General features: G+C 40.5%; 22 protein-coding genes. 7 read left to right on the forward strand and 15 right to left on the reverse strand.

Going from position 1 to position 24,708, the window contains the following annotated elements:
* Positions 1 to 6: 6 nt before the first annotated feature.
* Complete coding sequence (locus OCV27_RS15770) at positions 7 to 633, reverse strand: cytochrome b/b6 domain-containing protein (RefSeq protein ID WP_125322502.1); 627 nt, start codon at positions 631 to 633, stop codon at positions 7 to 9.
* A 141-nt stretch (positions 634 to 774) separates the two neighbouring features.
* Between OCV27_RS15770 and OCV27_RS15775 the strand changes: the two genes are divergently transcribed.
* Together OCV27_RS15775 and OCV27_RS15780 are read left to right on the forward strand one after the other, a co-directional pair.
* The gene (locus OCV27_RS15775) at positions 775 to 1,206 is read left to right on the forward strand and encodes a c-type cytochrome (protein WP_125322503.1); all 432 of its coding nucleotides are present in this window, start codon (positions 775 to 777) and stop codon (positions 1,204 to 1,206) included.
* 111 nt (positions 1,207 to 1,317) lie between these two features.
* On the forward strand, positions 1,318 to 1,983 hold the full coding sequence (locus tag OCV27_RS15780; protein WP_125322504.1) for a hypothetical protein: 666 nt from the start codon (positions 1,318 to 1,320) through the stop codon (positions 1,981 to 1,983).
* 218 nt (positions 1,984 to 2,201) lie between these two features.
* On the opposite strand, the gene OCV27_RS15785 is transcribed toward OCV27_RS15780, so the two are convergent.
* Together OCV27_RS15785 and OCV27_RS15790 are read right to left on the reverse strand one after the other, a co-directional pair.
* Positions 2,202 to 2,936, reverse strand: coding sequence for an RNA methyltransferase (locus OCV27_RS15785; RefSeq protein WP_125322505.1), 735 nt, complete (start codon positions 2,934 to 2,936; stop codon positions 2,202 to 2,204).
* A 101-nt stretch (positions 2,937 to 3,037) separates the two neighbouring features.
* On the reverse strand, positions 3,038 to 4,216 hold the full coding sequence (locus tag OCV27_RS15790; RefSeq protein ID WP_125322506.1) for an MFS transporter: 1,179 nt from the start codon (positions 4,214 to 4,216) through the stop codon (positions 3,038 to 3,040).
* Positions 4,217 to 4,459: 243 nt separating this feature from the next.
* Between OCV27_RS15790 and OCV27_RS15795 the strand changes: the two genes are divergently transcribed.
* Positions 4,460 to 5,194, forward strand: a complete 735-nt coding sequence (locus OCV27_RS15795) for a PilZ domain-containing protein (RefSeq protein ID WP_125322507.1) — start codon at positions 4,460 to 4,462, stop codon at positions 5,192 to 5,194.
* 33 nt (positions 5,195 to 5,227) lie between these two features.
* Here OCV27_RS15795 and OCV27_RS15800 read toward each other — a convergent pair whose 3' ends face one another.
* Complete coding sequence (locus tag OCV27_RS15800; RefSeq protein ID WP_125322508.1) at positions 5,228 to 6,658, reverse strand: methyl-accepting chemotaxis protein; 1,431 nt, start codon at positions 6,656 to 6,658, stop codon at positions 5,228 to 5,230.
* 275 nt (positions 6,659 to 6,933) lie between these two features.
* Between OCV27_RS15800 and OCV27_RS15805 the strand changes: the two genes are divergently transcribed.
* Positions 6,934 to 7,392, forward strand: coding sequence for a GNAT family N-acetyltransferase (locus OCV27_RS15805; protein WP_125322513.1), 459 nt, complete (start codon positions 6,934 to 6,936; stop codon positions 7,390 to 7,392).
* A gap of 15 nt (positions 7,393 to 7,407) precedes the next feature.
* Here OCV27_RS15805 and OCV27_RS15810 read toward each other — a convergent pair whose 3' ends face one another.
* Both OCV27_RS15810 and OCV27_RS15815 read right to left on the reverse strand, forming a co-directional pair.
* Positions 7,408 to 8,307: a DMT family transporter gene (locus OCV27_RS15810; RefSeq protein ID WP_125322509.1), complete on the reverse strand. Its 900-nt coding sequence runs from the start codon at positions 8,305 to 8,307 to the stop codon at positions 7,408 to 7,410.
* Positions 8,308 to 8,465: 158 nt separating this feature from the next.
* Entirely contained in the window at positions 8,466 to 9,614 is a 1,149-nt protein-coding gene (locus OCV27_RS15815) for a tetratricopeptide repeat protein (protein ID WP_125322510.1), read from the reverse strand.
* 367 nt (positions 9,615 to 9,981) lie between these two features.
* On the opposite strand from OCV27_RS15815, the gene nagB reads away from it, so the two are divergent.
* Positions 9,982 to 10,782, forward strand: coding sequence for a glucosamine-6-phosphate deaminase (nagB, locus tag OCV27_RS15820; protein WP_125322511.1), 801 nt, complete (start codon positions 9,982 to 9,984; stop codon positions 10,780 to 10,782).
* Between the two features lie 103 nt (positions 10,783 to 10,885).
* Here nagB and OCV27_RS15825 read toward each other — a convergent pair whose 3' ends face one another.
* Positions 10,886 to 11,659, reverse strand: a complete 774-nt coding sequence (locus tag OCV27_RS15825) for a PilZ domain-containing protein (protein ID WP_125322512.1) — start codon at positions 11,657 to 11,659, stop codon at positions 10,886 to 10,888.
* A 249-nt stretch (positions 11,660 to 11,908) separates the two neighbouring features.
* Here OCV27_RS15825 and sstT point away from each other — a divergent pair, with 249 nt between their 5' ends.
* Positions 11,909 to 13,126 carry a serine/threonine transporter SstT gene (gene sstT, locus OCV27_RS15830; RefSeq protein ID WP_125319852.1) on the forward strand — a complete coding sequence of 406 codons (1,218 nt, stop codon included), beginning with the start codon at positions 11,909 to 11,911 and terminating at the stop codon, positions 13,124 to 13,126.
* A 326-nt stretch (positions 13,127 to 13,452) separates the two neighbouring features.
* Here sstT and pstB read toward each other — a convergent pair whose 3' ends face one another.
* The 4 genes from pstB to OCV27_RS15850 all read right to left on the reverse strand — a co-directional run bounded on the left by pstB (position 13,453) and on the right by OCV27_RS15850 (position 16,978).
* Complete coding sequence (pstB, locus tag OCV27_RS15835; RefSeq protein WP_125319853.1) at positions 13,453 to 14,202, reverse strand: phosphate ABC transporter ATP-binding protein PstB; 750 nt, start codon at positions 14,200 to 14,202, stop codon at positions 13,453 to 13,455.
* A gap of 47 nt (positions 14,203 to 14,249) precedes the next feature.
* The gene (gene pstA, locus OCV27_RS15840) at positions 14,250 to 15,113 is read right to left on the reverse strand and encodes a phosphate ABC transporter permease PstA (RefSeq protein WP_125319854.1); all 864 of its coding nucleotides are present in this window, start codon (positions 15,111 to 15,113) and stop codon (positions 14,250 to 14,252) included.
* A 20-nt stretch (positions 15,114 to 15,133) separates the two neighbouring features.
* On the reverse strand, positions 15,134 to 16,066 hold the full coding sequence (gene pstC / locus OCV27_RS15845) for a phosphate ABC transporter permease subunit PstC (protein WP_125319855.1): 933 nt from the start codon (positions 16,064 to 16,066) through the stop codon (positions 15,134 to 15,136).
* Between the two features lie 90 nt (positions 16,067 to 16,156).
* Complete coding sequence (locus OCV27_RS15850; RefSeq protein WP_125319856.1) at positions 16,157 to 16,978, reverse strand: phosphate ABC transporter substrate-binding protein; 822 nt, start codon at positions 16,976 to 16,978, stop codon at positions 16,157 to 16,159.
* A gap of 597 nt (positions 16,979 to 17,575) precedes the next feature.
* Between OCV27_RS15850 and OCV27_RS15855 the strand changes: the two genes are divergently transcribed.
* A complete protein-coding gene (locus OCV27_RS15855; protein ID WP_125319857.1) occupies positions 17,576 to 19,027 on the forward strand; it encodes a hypothetical protein in 1,452 nt (483 codons plus the stop codon).
* Positions 19,028 to 19,316: 289 nt separating this feature from the next.
* Here the strand turns inward: OCV27_RS15855 and OCV27_RS15860 are convergent, their stop codons facing one another.
* The 4 genes from OCV27_RS15860 to OCV27_RS15875 all read right to left on the reverse strand — a co-directional run bounded on the left by OCV27_RS15860 (position 19,317) and on the right by OCV27_RS15875 (position 24,708).
* The gene (locus tag OCV27_RS15860; RefSeq protein ID WP_125319858.1) at positions 19,317 to 20,753 is read right to left on the reverse strand and encodes a coniferyl aldehyde dehydrogenase; all 1,437 of its coding nucleotides are present in this window, start codon (positions 20,751 to 20,753) and stop codon (positions 19,317 to 19,319) included.
* A 121-nt stretch (positions 20,754 to 20,874) separates the two neighbouring features.
* Positions 20,875 to 22,614 (reverse strand): protein-disulfide reductase DsbD, encoded by a 1,740-nt coding sequence (gene dsbD / locus OCV27_RS15865; protein ID WP_420919498.1) that lies wholly within the window; start codon positions 22,612 to 22,614, stop codon positions 20,875 to 20,877.
* On the reverse strand, positions 22,614 to 23,495 hold the full coding sequence (locus OCV27_RS15870) for an FAD:protein FMN transferase (RefSeq protein WP_125319860.1): 882 nt from the start codon (positions 23,493 to 23,495) through the stop codon (positions 22,614 to 22,616). Before OCV27_RS15870 ends, dsbD begins: the two co-directional genes overlap by 1 nt.
* Entirely contained in the window at positions 23,485 to 24,708 is a 1,224-nt protein-coding gene (locus OCV27_RS15875; protein WP_125319861.1) for a DUF3570 domain-containing protein, read from the reverse strand. The genes OCV27_RS15870 and OCV27_RS15875 overlap by 11 nt, the downstream gene beginning before the upstream one ends.

A 24,708-nucleotide genomic window follows, 5' to 3' on the forward strand; every position in this document is an offset into this window, starting at 1 on the left:
ATAGATTTAAAAAGAAAAGGCAATAATTGTCATAGTAACTGATGTTGCCAAAACTAGCACTAGAAAAGCACGAAGTTGAGAAGCAAATTGTAACCTTTGATATTGAGACAAACCTTTCTGAATACCTGTAACCATCGCCCAAGTTAGCGGTTTAGAACAAAATTTATAAACCAGAATTGCGACTATGTGTATTGCAACTAAGACTGGTAGAAAATTTGCCAAAGTAAAATGTACCGATTCAAGTATTTTAAATACATCATCCGTTAGCCAAGCATTAGCCAAGGGTAAGTTATCCAGCATTCCCGCTACGGCTAAACCAGACACACATTGTAGCAACAAAGCAGTAATAATGACGAAAACCATCCATCCTCCTGCTGGATTGTGCCCCAATATTACTCGCTCCTTACCCAACATATATCTGACAACAACTTTAGGTGAACATAAGAACTGGCCGAAGCGATTAGTTTCACTACCGACATATCCCCAAATCAACCGCCAGAGAACGAGTGTAAACATTACCAATCCTATTGTTACATGCGGACCATTACCAGAAAACCCCGTCACTATTAATACGATAAATAACACAGCTTGTAACCAATGATAAAGGCGTGTTGCTAGATCCCAAACTTTCATTTTATACCTCAAGTTTAATGATGATTATTTACTCAAAAAAACAGTTTACCCAACAATAGTTGCAGCCGCAACAATTGTTGGGTAAACTGTTTTTAAAATCATAAATGGACCTAACAAATCCAATAATTAGGAGAAAGTCAAATGAGAAAAACAATCTTTAGTTTGCTTGTTATAATGCCTTTAACCACTGCTGCACAGAACTTCAATATTCAGATAGACAAACGCCAAAATACATTTAAGGAAATCGAAACCATTAGTAAACAGGTAGATAGAATGTTAAGCGGCAACAAAACTAACTGGGAGGAACTGGAGAATCAAAGCCAAAAACTAACAGCCCACAGTACTGCACTACTAAGCTTGTTTCCTCCAGGTAGCCAAGCTGGCAGCAAAGCCAAGTCAGAAATCTGGAGTAAACCCGGTAAATTTAATCAGCTATTAACACTAATGGACTTGGGCTTTAAAGAACTATATCAGGCAAGTAAGACCAAAAATATTGAACTAGCAAAAGTAGGTTTAGCGCATGCACAAAATACCTGCCGAAGTTGCCATCGCAGTTATCGGTCTCACTGGTAACCCCCTCTCACCTACTAAAAAACACAGCAACATAAAGGAGTATCTATTTACTTCTTCTATATCAAACTGTGACTTTAGCCTAATTCAGCTTTAAACATTAAGGAAATAACTATGAAATTAATCACATCAACAGTATTCATCATCTCTCTACTCACTTCAGGTACTCTCTATGCAGCCGACTATGGTGTAGAGCTGGCATGGAATACTAACGACGTAGAGCAGATCTTAGAAACATTACCCAACCAAAGAGCCGCTTTTGGCGAGTTAATTAAACAAGGAGATGTAAAAGATATGTTTGTTGTTCACAGTAAAATAGATGGAAAACCTGTTCAGTTACTCAAATTCGTACTAGAAGCAGACAATGAAGCTAGTGTTGAAAACAAACTTAAAGGTCTCCCTATGTACAAAAAAGAGTTGGTTAAGATAAGTAACATTCGTTTGCTTGGTTCAAAATGGCTCGATAGTACACCTGTTTATAACAGCTATGGTGTAATAATAAGATGGAAAGAAGGTATCGAGCCTCTAGAAATGGACAGGGTACTTGGTATCGATCTACAACGAGTTATCAGCCTCAATCAAGCGGGATTAGTTACATCCTCTTACCTAGATACACAAGAATTGTCTAACGGCGTAGTTCGTCCTATTTACTCGATCTCCTTCTTAGCGAAAGATGCCCAGCATGCACGTGAACTCAGTTCACAATTTGAAGCTGTAGCGTTAGGTTATACTACAATCGAAGTTCAGCACTTAGGTCGCAAGATTAATCTACATCGTTAATAACGAAAGCAGGCACAGTCATCTAATGCCGATTATTTAAGAAATTGTCGAAATCACTTGACCGATCTTTAAAAAGCATAAAAATCCGATATTGAGTAATCAGTATCAGATTTTTCTATATCTCTTAAAAGCCAATTTACAGCGTCTTTTCAATCGGGTGATCATTTAAAACCAATAATGATCACGGTGTAGTATGCTATTGTACTTTCAAGGGTTAACTAACTTCGCTGGCGACGCAAGTTATCAAGAATAATGCCTGTTGCCATAGCAACATTGAGCGACTCTGCTCCACCAAATGATGGAATAGTAATTTTGTCCGTCACAAATTGGGCTGCTTCTTCACGAATGCCATGGGACTCACTCCCCATCAGCAAAATACCCTGTTCTGCAAACCTTGTTTTGTGAACGCTGGCTCCTTCCAGAAATGCACCATAAACAGGAAGATTGGACTGCTGAAGAAAATCAGGTAGGTCGAGTGGCGTGACTGTTACTCGACCAAAACTACCCATAGTTGCACTGATGGTTTTTGGGTTATACGGATCCGCACAATCTTTACTTGCAATTATATGCTTTATTCCGTACCAATCAGCAACTCGAATAATAGTACCGAGGTTACCCGGATCCGAGACACCATCTAAAGCAATAATAACGCCTTCCGACCTAGGAACTTTAATCTCAGGGATCTCAACCACAGCAATCGCTGCATTGTTACTCACTAGAGTACTAGACTTGGTCAGTTCCTCTAGAGATGCTTCGATGCATACAACACTATTTAGTATATCTTTGTTAGACGACAGGAACTCAGCAGTAGCAAAAACATGTTGTGTTTTTAAACCACTACCAACCAACTCAATTACATTTTTCTCACCTTGGACTAAAAAAAGCCCTTGTGCCTTCCGTTGCTTTTTTTGGCCTAATGCACGCAAAAGTTTGAGCTGGTTTTTCGAAATCATAATCTACCCAAGGTTAAAGGGGGGGGATCCCCTACAAAAACACGTGCGAGATTATAGAATAAAGCGCATAAGAGCTAAAGAGGCTTTCAGAGAAGCTATCCTTAGCTCCACCGAAGAATTCGTACTTCATTTCCTTCTTCCGGCTTGGCAGGAATATTAAGAGATAACACCAATGAGATAACAGCCATCATCGCACCTATATAGAAAACTGCCGCAGGTGATATAAGCCAAATAAACCCAAATGATACTGGAATAAATACCGCAGCAATATGGTTAATGGTAAACGAAACACCTGCTGTAGAAGCCATATCTGCTGGATCAGCAATTTTCTGTAGATAGGTTTTAATTGCCAATGCTAATGCAAAAAATAAATGATCGATAACATACAAAACCGCAGCCCATTCCGCACTCTGGACCACTGCGTACCCAATAAATACCCCAATGAGCCCAATATATTCAAACATCAGCGCCTTACGCTCACCAACTTTGCCTATATATTTACCAATCTTTTTGGCAAATAGAAAATTGAATAAATAATTAATTAAGAACAGTAAAGTTATCTCAGTTACTGAATAGCCAAACTTTTCGACCATCAAAAAACTAGCAAATACCGTAAAAATCTGTCTGCGAGCACCACTCATAAAGGTCAAAGCATAATACAGCCAGTATCTTTTTCTCAATACCAGTTTTTTGTTTTGCTGAGTCTCAGTTTTGAACTGAGGAAATGCAAATACCATCCAAACAACCAGCATAAAACCAATGCCACCAAAAGTCAGATAGACCCATTGGTAGTCCATTTTAAATACCTGCAAACATACCCAAAGCGCCCCATAAGTTAATAAAGAAGCCAGCGCACCAACCGAGATAAATTTACCCAGCATTTCCGGTGCTTCATCCTTTGATAGCCATTGCAAAGATAACGACTGCTTTAATGTTTCAAAATAATGAAATCCCGTCGACATGAGTAAAGTGGTGAGTAAAAGTCCGTATAAAGAAGGAAAGAAACCGGTAATGGCAGTACCTATGGTTAAAGCGCCAAGCGCAAGCAACATAAATCTCTGCTCACGGATAAATAGCAAGACAAACACAGCGGTAAACGCCAAAAATCCAGGGATTTCACGTACACTCTGCAAAAGTCCAATATCCGACCCATCAAAATTAGCACGCTCAATAACAAAATTGTTCAGCAGCGCCATCCAGCTTGAAAAGGCAATGGGGACTACAATAGAAATAATAATTAAAAAGTTTTGAGGCGTTTTCCAACTCGCAGACTGCGTCATGATTAAGTCCTTATATTCCAACATACTTACCTTAAATCTATCTGGAATAATAGACAAATTTATTTACTTAAAAACAAAAATGCATACCCATTTGTTGCATAACGTAATGGAAATATAGAGATCTTCTGTTCGATCCTAAAATTACATCGCAAATAAGTTTAATAAATGACCATTACAAACTTTGACTAGGGGCACTTATAATTATAATATCATCAATAGAAGTGTCATTATGTTGGAGGCTAGATGGATACAAAGGAAGAAGATCGTTCAGAACACCTCTCAAACCCTCACCCAGAAAAAGGGTTCACATCGATCAATAGTACAGATGCTCTAGCTATGTTAGAGCATGGTGGTGAGCTAACTGTAACCATCACTACACCAGTAGGTCGAGCTTTTAGCTGTAAAACTTTGTTCATTGGTGCCCATTCACATAATCTAATTCTGGCCGAGCTACCAAATTTATCTATCGAAGACACCGGATTTTTCTTCCAATCTGGGTTTTGGGCGACGATTCGCGCTATCTCACCTAGAGGTGAAGGCGCTTTAGTTTCGTTCAAAACACAACTAGAATATGTTTTATCTAACCCAATTCCCATCATCGCCTTCAATATCCCAAATACTATGCAGGTCAATCAACTGCGCAGAGAACCTAGATATAGCCTTGATCTTCCTGCAAGTGTTACATCTCATGGTGTGAAATTAGAATGTCAAATGCGCGATCTCTCTGTACATGGTTGCCGATTTGTCACTCCACCTTTGAGTAAAGCTTTCCAAGTGGGTGATGAAATCTCCTTGTGTATACATGAAGCTCTTGCGAAAAAGCATCAGTTTCAGTCACTGAGCGGCCAAGTCCGCAATTCCCAAAGTTCAATCCACTACGCAAGTTACGGTGTAGAATTTGATGAAAAAGGAATTGAAGGATCCAAGCAACTCCTTTCTAAACTGAAATTCAGCGGTAATAAGCTTATCTTGAGGTAAACCTCTTACCCTTTAATCAGAATTAATACCTAATCAAGTTCGGTATTGAGTAAGTATATCTGCCAAAGAGCCAGTTGCTTTAGTGAGGTTAGTAACAGCAATCGATGACTGCTCAGCAACACTCCGAATTGTATTGGCATTGGTTCGAATACCACTTAATTCAGATGCTATATCATTTGCGACTGCACTTTGTTGGTCTGCCGAGGTCGAGATTTGGATATTCATATCCATGAGAGTTTTCGCTGAATGAGAGATAGAGCAGACATCATCACCAATGCCTTCAATCATTGAACTACTTGTACGCGCTTGCTCAACAGTTTGCTTAGTAATCGACGAAATATGACGACTTTCAGATTGAAGCTTTTCAATCATAGACTGAATTTCAACCGTTGCAGATTGTGTACTACTTGCTAGTGTACGTACTTCATCAGCAACGACTGCAAAACCTCTGCCTTGCTCCCCTGCTCTTGCTGCTTCAATAGCCGCATTCAATGCTAAAAGGTTAGTTTGCTCAGAGATAGTGTTAATTGTTGTAATAACTTCATGGATCTGAGTTGTCTTGTAATTTAGCATCTCCACTGACTTTGATGCTTGCTCAATATAAGACGAAAGCGTATCAATTTCCTCAATGGTCGACTGAACTCGTTTTTGGCACGCTTCAATATGTTGAGTATCTAATTCTGTTCTTTGCATCGCTTGGTGAGATATGGTTGATACTTCTTTTGCTGAAGCAGTCATCTGCTCCATAGCGGTCGCAACCGAGTCCAAGGACGAATATTGATGCTGAATTTGAACCTCACTCAATTTGGTTTCTTGTTCAAGAGATGCCGAAGTTATACTTAATGTATCAGTATTAGCTTTAACATTTTTAACCAGAGTAGTCAGCGTATCCATGGCATTATCCAGCGCGCAGCCAATAGTACCAAATTCATCTCTACCCGGATGAAAACCAAGTCGCGAAGTCAAATCGCCACCAGCAATTTTTTTGGTAGTAATATGCAGCACCCACAGTGCACCACCAATAAAAGTTGCCACCCAGTAGCAAAACAGCGCAAAGGGCAGTAACCACAAACAGCTCAACACTAAATGATATAAGGCTTGAGCACGCGCCTCACTATCTTGTTTCTGGTTGTCAAATGTGAGTTGGTAAATACTCCCATCAGAACTTTTCTTAGCAACTGTAGCGATTCCATTTTGGTAACTGGGCTGGCTAAGAGTCATCACCTTACTAATATCAGTTTGGTCTTGAATTAACCTACTCGTACCTATCTGAATGATGGCATCAAGCCGATGGTTTGCCACCGAAATTGCTGTCGACTCAACTTGCTTTATTTCAGAGTAAAAAGCTCTGCTAACTATACTACCTACTATGATTACAAACAGGAAAAAAATTACCCATACCTTGTCGTTAATAGACATTTTTATAAAAAATTTATCTATCGTTCTAAACTTTACTTCTTTCATCTTACTTCATGCGTCCTATTACCTATCGCAAAAATAAATTGCGTAGTTTTTTAGTATTCGATCTATAAGATTCATTTATGAGATTCGAATCAAGCATCAATGAAAGATGAAGCACCTGAATTGTTATTTATGAGATCCAGCGCTTTGTTATACAAATCATCATACTGCAATCAGTAGTTAGATCTATCTCACATATGCAATCGTGAGAGTATTTGTATTCAAAAAGTCTATGATGCAGAATGAGATATATTTTAAATCATCTACAAGGGCAAGGAATGCAAATTAAAGTAGATAAACTAAGTCACCCTGCGGTGGCAAAGCTACTCGAAGAACACATGGACGATATGAATGCAACATCACCACCAGAAAGCGTACACGCGTTAAACAGGGAAGAGTTGCAACATCCAGATACTATATTTTGGACCAGTTGGAAAGAAAATGAGTTACTTGGATGTGCGGCAATCAAACCAATATCTGATTCACACGTAGAGCTAAAATCAATGCGTACTATCGCAGAAGCTCGCAATAAGGGTGTAGCATCAGCGTTACTATTGCATATCATCGTTCAGGTTAAAAATGATGGCTACCAACGAATTAGTCTTGAGACAGGATCTATGTCGTTCTTTAAACCAGCACGAGAACTATATAAAAAATTTGGTTTTAAGTACTGTTCTCCTTTTGCAAACTATCAACCTGACTCTAACAGTAACTTTATGACCTTAGAACTAGGTTAATAGTATTAGCAATTTTTACCTAAACCTGCTCAACCCTGGTCTTTTTCTAACAAGTTGAGCAGGCGAAAATCCCGTGACCAACATAGTTCCTGCCAACACAAGAAAAGTTCCCACAAAAGTGTTCATTCCAATTGGCTCATCAAGGATTAAAGCTCCCCATAAAATACCGAACACCGGAATCAGGAAGGTAACAGACAGAGCAGATGCGGCTCCCTCATCAACCACCAGTCGAAAGTAAAGCAAATAAGCGATAGCTGTACACACTACGCCTAATACTAAGACAGACAACATTTCTTTTGAAGTAGGCTCACCCTGCATAGGAACAAAAGGTAACAAGGGGAGTATCCAGATCACAGCTGCCCACATATTGCCATGAGCATTTTCAAAAGCATTAATATTTGGAGCGGTTTTAGTGTAGTTGGTTGCAATCCCATAACTAGACGCAGCCATAACACCTGCAGCGATAGGTAAGGCAGCCTCAAGCCCAATATTAACGGCATCCCAGCCAACAAGAACAACAACTCCAATCACTCCTATGAGCATGCCAAGCATAGCTTTAGCAGTCAAAATAGCTTTATGCCAAAAAATACCAATTAAAGCCCCCCAAATTGCCGCTGTAGAATTAAGCACTGATAGTGTAGAAGCATTTAAAGTCTGTGCTGCATAAGCAAATAGCAGAAATGGCAAGGCAGAATTAAACAAACCAATAATCATGAAGTGCTTAAAGTTACCGATAAAAGCAAGCTTCTTACGTAGATAAATAGAGATAAGAAATAAACTCAACGCGGCAAAACCCACTCTAAATTCTATGAGATATGCAGGACCAAAGGTGTAAGTTGAAATTTTCATGAAAAGGAACGAACTACCCCAAATAGCGGCAAGGCAGATTAAACGCAAAAAACTCGCAGTAGACATGGGTTACCTCTCTATTGTTTGCGCCTAATGTGGGGGAGTTTGTGATAATAATCAATCAAAAGTTACTATTTGATAAATGCATTAGAATCATAAGGCAGGTTTGCATAAAGACTCCTTCTTTGAAGCTCAGCTGCCTTTAATGATAACACGAGTGCCCTTTAGGTCTTATCTATATTCGACTGGGTAAAGTCGGGGTTTTGATCAACTGGCGATATCGTCGATTGGCTATCGTCACTAGAAGGTTCTGTAGATTCTGTTTCCTGAAGAGTTTCGGCTTCTACTTCCTGAGACTGCAACACGTCTTGTTCTTCAAGCGGAATGCCTCGCTTATAGAGCTTGTTCAGTGCTTTTATAATCGAATTCTTACCCACTTTGTTTTCTCCGATCTTTTTCAAAATGGGTTTTGACAAAGATTGTAAGCCAACTACAGTATCGACACCAATATTCAGAGCAATCTGATCACGTAAATTAGCAGACTGGTTATGGCCAAGTTTAGATGCAATAAATAGCCAAATATAAGCTACTGATTCACCATCTGGTGGCTTTTTCATCCATTCTTCAGCAACTTTATACATTGCTTCTGTATAACCTTTTTCTGCTGCTCGCTCCATCCAATAGCAGCCTTTGAGGAAATCCGCCGCAACCCCTACACCATTGATATAATTCAGGCCGAGTTTCAATCTCCCCTCATTGCTTCGCATAGCAGCAGCTTTCTGATAATACTCAGTGGACATACCGGGCTTGGGATTAGTATTTTTTGGTGAAACGAACCACTCTCCTAGAAAGAGTTGAGCATTGACAAAATTATGGTCAGCAGCCTGCATCATCACTTGAACTGCCTTATCAACATCCTGATCAGTACCCAAACCATTAAACAAGGCTATCGCCATTTCATATCTATCAGGTAAGCTGCCCTCAAGTGCTTTAATACATACTTGCCAAAACTTCGCCTGCTCTTTCAATACGGCATCGTTAAACTTCTCGCTAAGACGAACGATACCATACATACCATTGACATTATCGAGTTGTGCCGCTTTGGTATACCAATACACTGCATCTTTCTGATTCATTCGCTCCGCTTCTTTCGCGAGGAACAAGATCGTCGGCATATCCCCTCCTTCTGCTTTTTGTACCCGTTCTTTTTCTTCCTCCTTGCGATTATTTTCAAGGGCTTTACGCTTAGCGACGTTCCGCTCTACACGTTGCTCCTCTAACCTCTTTTTACGCATTTGCAAAACTAACATCCAGATAAAGGATCCAAGTAATAACAAACCCGTTGCGCCAATTGCGATTCCAATTAAATTCATCAGTTTACTTTCATTACCTTTTCACCAGCCTGCTGGTTTTTATTTCTGTCATCCCACTCAATATCGGAATGGACACATTTTCTACTCTTATCTAAGTGTACAGTACTCACAAAATTAGTTGATGATTAAAAATAAAACATCGGTTACAAGATCAAACATCAAGCCTTATTTCTCGAAAGAAATTTTTGTATCTAAAAACAAAACTTAACCTACATTTCATTACTTAAAAACGAATAAATGCTTAAAATAAGAATAAAAATAAAAACAAAGAGTAAAGTTTACTAAAAACAATAGCCGTAGCAAATAACTTATTTTATAATGGAAAATAACAAACAAAAGCACTAACTTTCATTACTAGAGGTAACCAATGAGACTTATCCCGTTACTCGAAGCTGCCCAAGTTGGTAAATGGGCAGCGGCTCACATTGCCAAACGTATTAACAACTTTCAGCCATCGGAAAAACGTCCTTTTGTATTGGGCCTACCAACGGGTGGGACGCCACTAGCAACTTATAAAGCACTTATTGAACTCTATAACCTAGGCGAAGTTAGCTTCAAACATGTAGTTACTTTCAATATGGATGAGTATGTTGGTATACCAGTCGATCACCCCGAATCTTATCGGTCGTTTATGTATAAGAATTTTTTCAATCATATTGATATTGAAGAAAAAAACATTAATCTTCTGGATGGTAATACGACTGAGCATGAAGCTGAGTGCCAACGCTATGAAAACAAGATTAAATCCTACGGCCGTATTAATCTATTTATGGGGGGTGTAGGTAATGATGGCCACATTGCATTTAACGAACCTGCTTCCTCACTTTCTTCGCGTACTCGGATCAAAACACTTACTGAAGACACTCGTATTGCAAACTCTCGCTTTTTCGAGGGGGACATTAAACAAGTTCCTAAGTACGCCTTAACCATTGGTGTGGGCACGCTTCTAGACGCCGAAGAAATTATGATCTTGGTTACAGGACACAATAAAGCACTCGCATTAGAAGCTGCAGTTGAAGGGTGTGTAAATCATCTCTGGACAGTATCTGCACTTCAGCTTCACCCTAAGTCAGTCATTGTTTGTGACGAGCCTTCAACGCAAGAATTAAAAGTAAAAACGGTGAAGTATTTCACCGAGCTAGAAGCAAACAATATCAAAGGGTTTTGATAAAAACGTTTTAAACCCGATGTCACTAACGTCGGGTTTATGCTGACCAATGTTAAAGTTCAACAAGTTGTAAGTAGTTAAGGCTCTGTACCGAAAGCCTGGGCTACAGGGTAAATTTTTGGCTCATACGACAGAAGTGTAAGTTATCGATTAAATTTGCTACTGGTTCTAGACTACTCTCTTCAAACTGGACACCAATCTTACTGTAGCGGCCAGTCGTCTTAATGTTACGAACCACAGCTCCAAGTACATCTGAAGACACTGACTCTTCCCCTCCTGTATCTTCAATACGCAGTGAGATAACATCACCAACCCTATGCTGAGCTAACTCTCTCTCCAATACGACAAGACAACCATGACTGGAAATATCGCGGACCTGACAACTTAATTTATTACTTTTAGGAGCAAGCACACCACCCAAAATTAACTCCAAGCGAGCACTTTCCCTAAGGCCGGATGCAACCTGAGTTGCTAGGGGTAGAGAAATCAAGAACAAACTGTTATCACCCGCTTCAAGCACATACTCAACCTTACTTTTGAAATAAATCCTAGCACCACCTCCAGATTCAGAGATCACACAAGCTTTAATAGGGAACCCACGTTGAAAATAGACCGCCATTTCCTTAGGGGATGCATTTGGTGTTTCAAGCAGCATCAGATTATTGGAATGTAATCCTACATATTTGGTTTTACCTTTAAATGTCTTCCCTGTCGGAGTCATGATAAAAAAAGCAACTTCACTCAAAGGTTTCACATCACTTAAAACATCTTCACCAAGTTGAATATTTTCAGTGTAGGGCGATGTCGTTTGTTGGTCCTTTTCACCGGATGCCAGATCTATTGCCTCTTCTCGTTCTTGCAACTTTTTCTCTGCCATAGTTCAGCTCAAACAATAAATTTAGTGGTAACTTAGAGTGTATACCTAATTTACCTAACACCCACAAAACATAAGTTAGATTCATCAAAAACAAATTTTTTGTTGCTACCCACGCATATGCCCTAATTTTCATTCTAATAGTCAATTAACCCTAGACACATTATTTCAAAACGCTAATATTGTCGCACTCAGTTAGCGAAAGCTGAGGTCACGCAGAAATTTATATAACAATTCATTGCAGGGAAAACTATGCAACACAACTCTTTTTTTGCCCGCTTTGCGCGTGGAAATTTGGTGTTACAGATCTTAGCCGGTATCGTTCTCGGTGTAGGTCTTGCCACCATCTCTCCTGAATATGCCCAAAGTGTTGGTTTACTTGGAAGCCTATTTGTCGGTGCTTTAAAAGCCGTCGCCCCCATTCTTGTTTTTATCCTAGTTGCCGCTTCAATTGCCAACCAGAAGAAAAACCAGCACACTTACATGCGCCCTATCGTTGTCTTATACCTATTTGGGACCTTTACAGCAGCCCTAACCGCCGTGGCATTAAGCTTTATGTTCCCAACCACATTAACGCTGGTTTCTGGCGCTGAAGGTGCAACACCACCTCAAGGTATTGCCGAGGTCATGAATACACTGCTATTTAAGATCGTTGATAACCCGGTTAATGCACTGATGGATGCCAACTACATAGGTATTTTGGCTTGGGCCGTCGGGCTTGGTTTAGCTTTACATCATGCTTCAGCTACAACGAAAGCGGTTTTTGAAGACTTAAGCCACGGTGTTTCACAAATTGTACGCTTTATTATTCGCCTAGCACCGTTTGGTATCTTTGGCCTTGTGTCTTCAACTCTAGCAACTACTGGTTTTGATGCATTGGCAGGCTATGCTCAACTGCTCGCTGTTTTGCTAGGCGCTATGGCTATCATCGCTTTAGTGGTTAACCCAGTTATCGTGTTGGTTAAAACGGGTGAAAATCCATACCCACTTGTATTCCAATGCATACGCGAAAGTGGCGTAACGGCTTTCTTCACTCGCTCAAGTGCCGCCAATATTCCTGTGAATATGGCTTTATGCGAGAAGCTAAAACTTGACGAAGATACCTACTCAGTTTCTATTCCACTTGGAGCTACCATCAATATGGCTGGCGCGGCAATTACCATTACCACATTAACACTGGCAGCAGTGCATACTATGGGTATCGAAATTGACATACTTACCGCTCTACTTCTTAGTGTTGTTGCTGCCATCTCTGCATGTGGAGCATCTGGTGTCGCTGGCGGTTCGCTACTATTGATTCCACTTGCATGTGGTCTATTTGGCATTCCAAATGAGATCGCAATGCAAGTCGTAGCGGTAGGCTTTATTATCGGTGTTGTACAAGACTCGGCAGAGACCGCATTAAACAGCTCAACTGACGTGGTATTTACCGCTGCTGTTTGTAAAGCGAAACACAAACAAGATGTTTAACTATACCTTGTTTAAAATCTAAGCCCCCCCGAATATAAAAAGCCCCCCAATAGTTGGAAAACCAATTCTTGGGGGGCTTTTTATATTAGTCGACAACTCAGTGACAGAACTCGATTATCTCATTACCGCATTCACCCGTTGGAAAGAAGCAGTTGGCGCAGCCAATCTCCATTAAGGGGTTCTCAATGGAACGCCAATATTAAAAACAAAACCTGAAGTGCTTTCGCCTCCAGCCGATTATAAACATTTACAAAAAAGCCCCTCATAAAAAGGGGCAATAGACCATCGCTTGTTGTTATAGTGAAAATCTTTATGATTTTCGAGACTTAACCAAAATCACCGTTGACGTAGCCTTTAGTACGGTCATCCCTAGGCTGACTGAAAATGACCTTAGTCGAGTCATGCTCAACCAACTCTCCCATAAGGAAAAAAGCCGTGCGGTCTGAGATCCTGCGAGCCTGCTGCATAGAATGAGTCACAATCACTATGGTATAGTTCTTTTTCAGTTCTTCCATCAGCTCTTCAATTTTGTGCGTTGCAATAGGATCAAGCGCCGAGGTTGGTTCATCCATCAAAATCACATCAGGTTCCATTGCAATGGTGCGCGCTATGCATAAACGCTGCTGCTGACCACCAGATAGGCCAAATGCATGAGATTTTAAGCGATCTTTCACTTCATCCCATAAAGCAGCACTTTTCAGTGAACGCTCGACAACCTGATCAATATGTTTTTTATCTTTTATGCCTTGTGCTCTAAGGCCATAAGCAACATTCTCATAAATACTCATCGGAAATGGATTCGGTTTTTGGAAAACCATTCCAACTTTTATCCGCAGATCAGCCACATCGATATTGCCATAAATATCATCACCGTCCATATCCAGTTTGCCTGTGATCTTGACCCCTTCAATCAAGTCATTCATGCGGTTAAGGCAGCGCAGCAAGGTTGACTTACCGCAGCCAGATGGTCCTATAAGCGCTGTTACTTGGCGAACAGGAATAGGTAAATTAATTGATTTGAGTGCCTGATTGTCACCGTAAAACAGGTCTAAGTTTTCGATATCAAATTTGTTCATGGTTTTTATCTCTTAAATCTAAAATGGGTCGCTGTAAGCTTGATTGCCTAATAATTTGCCGTATTAAAACGGCGGGCAATGAGCTTAGTGATCATATTGATCACCAGAACCACCACAATCAGCACTGTCGCTGTACCATAAGCCTGATTCCACTCTTCGATAGTAAATAATTCAGTTGTCAGCTTATATAAGTGAACCGTTAGTGTGCGCCCAGAATCAAGTAGTGAGTCAGGTATACGCGCAACCATGCCAGCGGTTAAAAATACTGGGGCAGACTCGCCAATCACTCGACCAATACTCAATATAACCGAGGTTATAATGCCCGGCATAGCGCTTGGCAATATCAGACGCCAAATCGTATAAATCTTAGCTGCGCCCAAGCCATAGGAGCCCTCTCGATAGGTTTGAGGCACAGCCATCAGTGCTTCTTCTGTGGTACGGATAATCACTGGCAAAATCAAGATACTCAAGGTCAAAGCGCCTGAAAGAATCGAAAAGCCCAGTCCAAGAATTACAACAAAGAAAGTCATACCGAACAAACCGAAGATAATGGACGGTATACCCGCTAGGGATTCGGTACAAAAACGAATCACTTTCACTAGCTTGCTGCCAACTTGGGCATATTCAGTGAGATAAATCGCTGTCATAATCCCAATTGGAGCAGCGACAGCAATCGAAGCGGCAACCATATAAAGGGTCGACACTATCATAGGAAAGATACCGTGCTCTTCACCAGTACGCGTGTAATTGTCGCTAATAAAGTTCCAATCTACATGTTGTAGACCGTTCGATAAAATGTACCAAATAATCCAGAATAAAAAACCAACCGTCAGAGCGGCGGCAGCCCAGATTAAACTCTTAAGAACATTGTCTTTAAACTGACGATGTTTTTTTAGTGCTATGCGATCCATAATCTTTACTTCCTGAGCCACTATTTCGCTTTCTCGCGATTGAGATAAAGCAGGGCAGCGTTGAGCATCATGATAAATACCAGCAGTACTACGCCTGTCGCATATAAAGCATTCGCGTGTACACCACTTGCGTACGACATTTCAATCGCAATATTGGCGGTTAAAGTGCGTGCGGAGTCAAGAATACCTTGTGGCATCGCAGGCGCGTTACCCATCACCATAATAATCGCCATTGTCTCGCCAAGTGCTCGACCTATTCCAAGGATTACACCCGTCATAATGCCAGAGCGTGCAGCAGGAACAAGCAGCTTAAAAATGGTAAAAATCTTTGATGCGCCGAGTGCTAATGAACCTTCTTTATAAGTACTCGGCACAGCACGTATTGACGTTTCAGATACCGTAATCACGGTAGGAAGAATCATCACACCTAATACGATGATCCCAGCTAAAATCGTATTACCCGCTGGTACTTCAAAAATATCCTGAATTAAAGGGACAATGATGATGAGGCCAAAAAAACCATACACTACGGATGGGATCCCTGCTAGCAACTCAACCGCAGGACGAATGATATCTGCAAGACGTTTAGGCGCAATCTCAGCAATAAAAATAGCCGTCAAAACGCCAACTGGTACGCCAACTAAGACAGCGCCTAAAGTTGAGACCACTGACGCAACAATCATGGTCGCTACGCCATAAAGAGCAGGTGGTAACCAGTCTTGGCCAAGAACAATGTTAGAAACCCCTACTTCTTTAAAAGCGGGGATCGATTCTTGAACAATGAAATAGGCGATAACCGCCAGAGACACAATGCCAATGACAGCACTGGTAAGAAATAAGCCATGAAAGATACGCTCTTTCACATCAACACGACGTTTAGCGCGCAAACGTGGCTTAGGTAACTGAGTCGCTTGAGTGTTCATAAGCTCGTCACTATTTGTTGCAATGGTCATAATAGTTTACCCTTCTAACAAACCGAGTTTGCTCGAAGTAAAGCAAAAGCCCAGCCCATAAAGGGCTGAGCAATAGAAGTGTCAATAAAATTAATGAACTGAGATATAGCCATTATTGTCAACTAAAGACTGAGCTTCAGGAGTGAGAGTCCAGTCTAGAAATTTTTGAGTTTCTGCCGATAGCTTGCCTTCTTTGTATAGCACTAGGAAAGGACGAGCCACTTTATAAGAACCATTTTTCACGTTTTCTACGCTTGCTTCAACACCATCTACCGACAAAGCATGAACTGAATTATCGACAGTTCCTAGAGAAATATAACCAACCGCATATGGGTTTGAGGCAACCATAGTTTTCAATGCACCATTGCCGTTAGCAACTTGAGCACGCTGTGAAATAGCAGATACTTTTTGACCAGAGATCTTCTTTTTCAATTTCATAATGTCTTCAAAAGCGCCGCGAGTACCTGACGCTGTGTCACGAGTAATCGTTACAATTGGCTTATCTTCACCGCCAACCTGTTTCCAGTTGGTAATATCACCTTTGTAAATTGAGCTTACTTGCTCAGCAGTTAGAGCTTGGAGGGTATTTTTAGGATTGACCACTACTGCAATACCATCAAGCGCTACTTTCACTTCTTTAAGCTCAGGTTCTTGTTCTGATGCTTTTAGGTTACGAGACGACATGCCAAGATCGGCTGAACCATTTTTTGCAGCTTTCACGCCAGCTGACGAGCCAGGGCCTTGCACTTCAATAAATACGTTCGAATGGGTTTTCATGTATGTTTCAGAGAAAACTTCCATCAGTGGCGTTACGCTACTAGATCCCACTGCAGAGATCGTTTCCTTAGCAGAAACGGAAGTCACTGCCATTGCACCTAGAAGTGCGATTGCACCGATAACTGTCTTTTTCATCACAATTTCCTTAGTTGGCACCATTGCCACTTTTTTGCATTTGAACAATGCTAACTTTAGGACTCAATTGTGACAGTTGTGTTTCACTTCGTTGAAGGCTATATGACAGAGGAGGTTTATTTTGAGTGTTGATTTATAAAAATCGAGGTGTAACCAATGAAAAGGATTGCGCTGATATGTTAGCGCTGTTACTTCGCCAAGCGTATCTCATCTGTAAATTAGTCAAAAAGCGACTGTACATTCTTGATATGCAACCATTACAGTAAAACCAAAGTATCCACTAGGTTTTATTTGGTTGCCTTATTAATCCAAGCGGACAAAATCTAATGGCCCAAAACCAAAATAGGGTCAGATTGGCACAATTCCCAAATACTCAAAACTAAATGTAAGCCTCTAAACACCGGAAAGATAGTCACCAAGGCTCACAATTTAACAATTCAATATAAAAATTAAAACCATCACTAAGGGCTTGTTATTAAAATTAAAACAGTAAACAGTGGTATAAAAATACACAATTTTTCTCGAATAATCTCATGACGTGGATTTTTTTAAAAACATAATAGGATTGATTAAAAAGCATTACCAAGGAATCTATCCATGACAGCAATAAAAATTAGCAGCCCTATAATACCCGGTGCTGCATTAAAACCTGAGATTGTTAAAATTAATTTTAACAAATCGGTTAGTGGTGTTAAACACAGAAACGATAAACGTGACGAACACAACATTGGACACTTAAATGTCCTCAAGAACGGAGCCCAAGTATCAATGCCTGGTGATTTCAAATCAGGTACTCGTGACAAGAACGGCCCCCAAGCACCAATGAACAGCTTTGGAAAATCCAATAACATCCAGAACAAATCCCTAGAATCAATGTATGGTAATCTCGAACCTGTTACTCATGACCAAGACAGCTTTGGATTCTTAAATCCCCCCAAGGGCGGATCCCCCATATCAATGTATGGTGATCCTTACCATAGCTTAATGGACCAAAAGAAAGACTTGAAGTCCTCGTATCGTGATGCGAAAGACAAGAAAGAAGAATCAAAATATCTAAAACAATTGAAGGAGGTAGACTCTAAGATTAATAAGAGTTTTCCCCACATTGTAAAAGCTGAGAAGAAAGCTGAGAAAGAAGCTGAAGTTTCACAAAACAAAATTATCCAAGACCTGCTGGATAAAGCTAAAAAATCTGATGATCTTACAAAAAAATCATCAGAGCAAGCTAAAAAGTCAAAAAACTATCAACTAGCAAAATCGATTATTCTTGCAAAGCAAGAAAAACTTCAACGTCTAGAAGAGTGCAGGCAAGGACTCAAAGCGCAGTATAAAGATGCGATAGGCAGAGGAGGAGAAAAAAGATTACTACAATATATTGACTATCTAGATACTAAGATTGCAAAAGCTGAGCAAAAAGACAAAAAATACACAAAACAACTACACCAAATTAACCAGAAGATTCTAGCTAACGTTGACCTTAAGAAAGTGCAAGATGAAGTGATTAAGCAAATGGAAATGGATAAGCAGTTACCCAAGGAGCTATTATCGACCCACATGTTTGACACAATCAATGATAATATGGCTTTATTGCTAAAAGATCTTAGAGAGTTTGATATGGGTAAAAAAGGTAATGGAGTGGATAAAAAGAGTTTGCTCGGACAATATCTAGATTTCTCAATAAACCAAAAAGTAGATGAAATAAATAAAAATATAGAATTAAGATATAAAGAAAAAGGTCAAACTTCCAGCTTTAAAGAAATTAAACGGAATGATCCTGCTTTGAAGGAACTAGTAAAGCACCAGAAAAATGACACCTGTCAATCAGTTCTTATTAGCTTAATCACTGAACAAGTTAGAGTCAAAATCAGTAATGATGAAGGGCGATTTTGGGAAAAAAGTGAACATAAGTTGACAGAATCTTTAACGAAGCTTTATGTCGATAGATTAATGTCAATAGCTCCTGAAACCTTTAGCTATAATGACATGCTTCTCCCTAATCAATTAGATAAAATAGTAGAAAAAATAACGTCAGAAAACTTACCAAAATAGCATAAATGTATTTTTCTCAAGTTGGTGCTTTTAAGCTCCGAGGAAGAAAAATTCTTAATTAAAAATGTACTAAATTAACTTTAATGATAAAGCCAAAGTAATAGAGCCAACCAGTTAGTCTGATTGGCTCTATTTTTATAGCCGAGATAGAAAAATTCGAAGTGATACTTCTCGCGAAAAGGGTTAAGTGCACACAGAGGCATTACGATAAGAACAAAGGCCCGCGACAACCAAATCCAAGTTCAGCAAGTTGTACGAAAAAGTTGCACAGAACATTACAAATATAAAACTAACGAATAAACACAGACCTCAGTAGTTTTTCCACAATTTTTCTATAGCGCAATAACATTGCGTTTCTTGGTAGCCAAGCCGGTGTATACAAAACAGTTTTTGCTTTGGAAAAGGTCAAAAAGCCCTCTTTCCCATGGTACTGACCAATACCTGATGCTCCAATACCACCAAAAGGTGCATCTTCAATAGCTACCTGGAGCAATGTATCATTGATAGCAATACCTCCGCTATGAGTTTGCTCGATCACTTGGCGCTGTAATACTTTATCCGTTGACATCAGGTACAGTGCTAGAGGCCGAGGGTTAAAATTGATATAACTTAGCGCCTCATTTAAGTGACGATAACCAATCACTGGTAATATAGGGCCAAAGATTTCTTGCTGCATAACCTGCATATGCTCAGTCACACCTGTAATAAGATGTGGTAGCATCTGGCGCTGTTCTAACTCCACATTTTCAATCGTGTGGATACCAGCGCCACGAGCACGTGCATCTTCCAACATAGTATTAAGCCGCTCATGCTGCTTTTGATTAATAATATGTGTAATAGAAGTTGCGTAATTATCTTTTAAATACAAAGATTGATACCGTTTAAGATAGAGTTCAACAAACGCCTGCTCTTTACCCCTTGGCAGCAAGACATAATCAGGCGACACACAAATTTGCCCTGAGTTTACAGACTTTCCGAGTAATACTGCATCTACTGCAGCCCTTACATCGATATCATTATCTATGATAACTGGCGACTTACCACCAAGCTCTAAGGTTACTGGCGTTAAGTTTTTCGCCGCTGCTTGCACAACCAACTTACCAACCTGCGTCGAGCCCGTGAATATAAGATGATCAAATGGAAGCTTGGAAAAGTAACTAGAAATATCAACTTCACCTTCCACAGGATAAATATGCCCCTCCACACTAGTGAAAATATTACTTAATACTTGATTAGTGTGATGAGTATGTTCGCTCAATTTAACCATGACTCGATTGCCTGCCGCAATTGCAGTCACAATTGGCGCAATACTGAGAACAATAGGAAAGTTCCAAGGGACAATAACTCCCACAACACCAAGTGGTTGATATTCGACCCTAACTGATGATGGAAAGAGTAATAAACCAGATTTTCGCCTACTTGGCTTCATCCACTTTTTGAGGTTTTTAATGGTGTAATTAATATGCGCTATTGCTGGCAGTAAATCACAAACAAGGCTATCAAAATGGCTTCTTAAGCCGTAGTCTAAGCTTATCGATTCGATAAGTGCATCTTGATGTTCAACCATTGCTCGCTTAAGGGTTTTGAGTCTATCTATGCGTGCGCCATAGGCCGAAAAAGGCTCACTTTGATAGTATGTTTTAACTTCGGCATACAGTTGGTAAAGCTCTTCTTCAGTGCGAATATGTTCTTTTTGCCAGCGACTAAAGTCAACAACACCTTCCATGTATCATCACCACCTGATTGCTATCTCCTTCGAGTAACTATAGTACGGTAGCTTGGGGCAGCGCAGTGACCACTGACACAAATACCAAGCAGGTCATTAGGGTCAACAGACCCTAGCTATATCACAATTGAGACATCATCGACTGAAAGTGCTCAAGACCAATAGATCCCACCATTCTCTGCTGAGCCATTTCTAAACCGCTTGAATCATAAAAAAACACGGCAGGAGGACCAAACACATTCCTTTCTGCTAACCAAGCCATCTGTTCAGGCGTACTTTTGGTAACATCAAACTTGATCGTTTCCCAATCTGAAAATTTAGCCCGCACCGACTGTTCGGTAAATATTTCTTTTTCAATAACCTTACACGAGACACACCAATCAGCGTAAAGGTCAACCATTACTCGCTTTTCCTGCTGCTTAGCCAACGTCAAGCTTTGCTCCAATAAAGTCACGGAGTCAACATTAGCAAAAGGTAGCAAGGAGTCTGCTTTTGACTGACTTGGCACAGAGACAAGACCTAGTGGCTTAAGAGGATCTTGCGAACCAAGTAGCATACCAACAAATACAACCAAGCCATAAAATAAAGACATAAATGCGGCGAGCTTTCGTGTTCTAGCCCATCCTGGTTGAGCTGAATCCAAAGCACCAAAATGAATCCCACTACCAATAGCCAGCACAGCCCAAGCCAACATTATCAACCACGATGACGAAAATCTGCTCATCAATACAATAGCGACCGCGAGTAGCAAAATACCAAAGAGCTGTTTAACGGCTATCATCCAAGGCCCAGATTTGGGTAGCAACTTACCACCGCTAATACCAATCAGGATCAGTGGAACACCCATACCCAATGCCATCACAAATAACGTTACCCCACCCAGTACCCAGTCTTGAGTAGTAGAAACATACAGCAAAGCCCCTGCTAATGGCGCACTCACACAAGGTGAAACTACCAAAGCAGACACTGCCCCCATGGCAAATACGCTGACTACTTTTCCGCCACCGACTTGATCTGAGTGGGCGTTAAGTTTTTGCTGAATTGCAGAGGGAAGTTGCAATTCGTAGAAGCCAAACATGGCTAAGGCGAGCAAAACAAATACGATGGCAAACAAAGATAACAACCAAGGCTGCTGCATAGCAGCTTGAAGATTAATACCTTTAGCCAAGGTAGTAACCAAAACTCCAGTCAATGCATAACTTGACGCCATTCCAAACACATAGGAACTGGATAATATCAAACCTTTTTTGCCAGTCATCTTGGCATCACCACCAATAATACTTGAAAGAATCGGCACCATAGGTAGTACACATGGCGTCATTGATAAGCCAAGACCAAGTAAAAAGAAAATAAGTAACGCCTGAGTTTTTGGTGTGTTTGTGAGAAGCTCAGATAATCCTGCTGTATTTTCTGCCAAACTGCTGATTTTTTGCCAACTCCAATCAGGGCTAGAAGTTGATGTTCTAGTGGGCAAATCCATTGTGATTGTCTGCGGTAAATAACATAAGCCTTTTTCAGAACAGCCTTGATAACGAACTTTAATTTGTCCTTCACCATTATATGGAATCAACACCGTCATAGGCTGATTAAAAACTACCACATCACCAAAATATTTATCTTGCTTGGGCGTACCAGCGAGTGAAAACTGCGGATCACGGAGTAACACTTGGCTACTTGATGAAAATTTAAACCTGCCCTTGTAGAGATAGTATTGTGGCTGAATAGCGAAATGCATCTGCACTCCTTTATCACTCACAGACCATTGGTACGGGAATGCTTCTTCCACAGGCAAAAACTCTGGTTCTTGCGCTAAAGACACCAAAGGAAAATAGACTATTAAAGCGAGAATGAGAGTCCTTATCATGCGATAAACTCCGTGTCCTGATGAATGAATAATTGATCGTCAATAAACACAACACCCACCTCATTAGGTAGTACTAGTGTCGGATCTATAGTAAGTGCGGTACTCAAAGCTCCAGCTTCTAGAGCTGTCGGTGCCAATACACTTACCGAGAGTACTTGGGGATGCGTCCCGCACTGAGATAAAATATGCGAGCTTTGCTGATCTCCAAATTTAAAGCTACGTTCGTAGTGCGCAGAGGTTGTCAGTGCCGCATTAACTAATGGTAAAGAGAACCAAGGTTCACTTTTATTTTTCGGGTTTTTCACCGCAACATTAAACGCAGAGCCATCGGGCTTAACACCGAATGATCGAATGTCTCCGCCAAAATTAACCAAAGCTGCTGATGCGCCGAGTGATTGTGCAATGTTTACTGCTTGATCGACAGCAAACTCCTTGATTACGCCACCAAGATCAAACTGAGTCTCTGCGTTGTGTATGACAAGCGTCTGTTCAGATAAATGCCATGCTTTAATACCCATAAAATTTTTAGCATAACCATAAGCCGCATCTCTACCCATACTTGGGTTTTGTTTCATTAGTGACTTAACTGACCCTATTGCTGGGTCAAAGGTCCCTTGAGTACCATCAACCAAACGCTTGACTACTTCAAACACTGTATAGCTTTCTTCATCAAGCATCACTGTTGCAGCTTTACGATTATTTACCGCTTTGTTAAGCCATGATGTCGGCGCATAAAAGTTATACTTTTCTTCTAATCGAAGTGTATTAGATTCAATAGTGGTAACAATCTCTTTCGCCTGCTCAGTACCAAATAGCTGGACTTCACACACAACTGTCATAGCTTGGAAACGATGTATCAATGGCGAACTAGAACTCATAAGTTGCTCCAACAGCCCACCATTGAGCCTCAAACCCATTAGACTGCTCGTAGTATGCCCCCAAAAGGTTCAAACGCAGGGATTTATGAAGTTTTAAACTCGCACCTAACTCATAAGCGTTGGCGGTAAAATTTCCCAAACGAAGATCAGATGTTGCATATCCTTGTGAAGAAAATGTAGGATCACTGCCATTAGGATCACGGTAAAAATCGGCGGCGGCTTGGGTATACCAAAAATAGCCTGGCGCCAATGTTAACCAAGTGTTTAGATTCCAAGATAACTTACCACCAACTTGATGTGAGCTTACACCCCAGTCGTCATTAAAAAATTTATAACGTGGACGCACAACTATTGAATCAGATAATGACCAAAAAGCTTGAATATTCAGGCCACCAGATAAACGCTTGTCTGGACGGGAATCTTGGCCCAGAAAGACTTCATCAGAATCAATTGTCCCGCTACCATCGATGTCAACTTCACGCAGCACCGTCAAGTAGTGATTGCTAAGATACCCCGAACGATAACCTGCATAAGCCGTATATATCATGTAATAATTAGGAGTAAAGGTTTGCGATAATCCGGCTTCTACACTCCCAGTAAATATGTCTTCCCAAGTTTGAGAATTACCTGTGGTACCATACTTACCAAACGCTAGAGTTTCATCAAACAAAGTCGATATACCCAAACTGTATGAACGATTTTTTTGAGAATCGGCGTAAATTAACCCTTTAGCATTTAATCCAATGCTCCGATAGTCTTCTTCCGTGGAGAAATTCCCTCCCATAGTCCACTCATTTCGCAGCTCATCTCTGTAGGTCACGCTACCACTTACCGATTGGCGCGTGTCCTCTAGTTGATATTTTTGAATTTTATAGTTACTACTATTGGGGTCATAGCCAGCTCGTATTACTTGATCTGTCATCGCCTGAGCTTGCTGAGTTTTCGTTACTCGATTATTGGCATCAGCAGGACCTGATAATGGCGTTGTAGGTCCCCAAGAAGGTGATGCTCCAGAGACAGTATCATAGCCAAGTTCAAGATTTATCGTCCAATCTAAGCCAATGCTTTTCTCAATAGAAACAATACTATCTCCAGCTTCAACTTTATCATCATATTCTTGGTAATTCAGATAATGAACTGATATATGATCTTCAGCCAACACATTATTGGCTACTGCAGCTGCACCAAGCAGCGTTATAGGTAATTTTTTCAT

The sequence above is a fragment of the Vibrio pectenicida genome (assembly GCA_024347015.1).
Classification (GTDB): domain Bacteria; phylum Pseudomonadota; class Gammaproteobacteria; order Enterobacterales; family Vibrionaceae; genus Vibrio; species Vibrio pectenicida.

Excerpts from the sequence above, each read along its gene's own strand:
- OCV27_RS15775 (WP_125322503.1), top strand. The coding sequence starts at position 775 with ATGAGAAAAACAATCTTTAGTTTGCTTGTTATAATGCCTTTAACCACT.
- OCV27_RS15850 (WP_125319856.1), bottom strand. The coding sequence starts at position 16,978 with ATGAAAAAGACAGTTATCGGTGCAATCGCACTTCTAGGTGCAATGGCA.
- OCV27_RS15815 (WP_125322510.1), bottom strand. The coding sequence starts at position 9,614 with ATGAATTTAATTGGAATCGCAATTGGCGCAACGGGTTTGTTATTACTT.
- OCV27_RS15780 (WP_125322504.1), top strand. The coding sequence starts at position 1,318 with ATGAAATTAATCACATCAACAGTATTCATCATCTCTCTACTCACTTCA.
- OCV27_RS15825 (WP_125322512.1), bottom strand. The coding sequence starts at position 11,659 with ATGGCAGAGAAAAAGTTGCAAGAACGAGAAGAGGCAATAGATCTGGCA.
- OCV27_RS15800 (WP_125322508.1), bottom strand. The coding sequence starts at position 6,658 with ATGAAAGAAGTAAAGTTTAGAACGATAGATAAATTTTTTATAAAAATG.
- OCV27_RS15855 (WP_125319857.1), top strand. The coding sequence starts at position 17,576 with ATGACAGCAATAAAAATTAGCAGCCCTATAATACCCGGTGCTGCATTA.
- OCV27_RS15805 (WP_125322513.1), top strand. The coding sequence starts at position 6,934 with ATGCAAATTAAAGTAGATAAACTAAGTCACCCTGCGGTGGCAAAGCTA.
- sstT (WP_125319852.1), top strand. The coding sequence starts at position 11,909 with ATGCAACACAACTCTTTTTTTGCCCGCTTTGCGCGTGGAAATTTGGTG.
- nagB (WP_125322511.1), top strand. The coding sequence starts at position 9,982 with ATGAGACTTATCCCGTTACTCGAAGCTGCCCAAGTTGGTAAATGGGCA.
- OCV27_RS15790 (WP_125322506.1), bottom strand. The coding sequence starts at position 4,216 with ATGACGCAGTCTGCGAGTTGGAAAACGCCTCAAAACTTTTTAATTATT.
- OCV27_RS15860 (WP_125319858.1), bottom strand. The coding sequence starts at position 20,753 with ATGGAAGGTGTTGTTGACTTTAGTCGCTGGCAAAAAGAACATATTCGC.
- OCV27_RS15810 (WP_125322509.1), bottom strand. The coding sequence starts at position 8,307 with ATGTCTACTGCGAGTTTTTTGCGTTTAATCTGCCTTGCCGCTATTTGG.
- pstC (WP_125319855.1), bottom strand. The coding sequence starts at position 16,066 with ATGACCATTGCAACAAATAGTGACGAGCTTATGAACACTCAAGCGACT.
- OCV27_RS15875 (WP_125319861.1), bottom strand. The coding sequence starts at position 24,708 with ATGAAAAAATTACCTATAACGCTGCTTGGTGCAGCTGCAGTAGCCAAT.
- OCV27_RS15795 (WP_125322507.1), top strand. The coding sequence starts at position 4,460 with ATGGATACAAAGGAAGAAGATCGTTCAGAACACCTCTCAAACCCTCAC.
- OCV27_RS15870 (WP_125319860.1), bottom strand. The coding sequence starts at position 23,495 with ATGAGTTCTAGTTCGCCATTGATACATCGTTTCCAAGCTATGACAGTT.
- OCV27_RS15785 (WP_125322505.1), bottom strand. The coding sequence starts at position 2,936 with ATGATTTCGAAAAACCAGCTCAAACTTTTGCGTGCATTAGGCCAAAAA.
- OCV27_RS15770 (WP_125322502.1), bottom strand. The coding sequence starts at position 633 with ATGAAAGTTTGGGATCTAGCAACACGCCTTTATCATTGGTTACAAGCT.
- pstA (WP_125319854.1), bottom strand. The coding sequence starts at position 15,113 with ATGGATCGCATAGCACTAAAAAAACATCGTCAGTTTAAAGACAATGTT.
- pstB (WP_125319853.1), bottom strand. The coding sequence starts at position 14,202 with ATGAACAAATTTGATATCGAAAACTTAGACCTGTTTTACGGTGACAAT.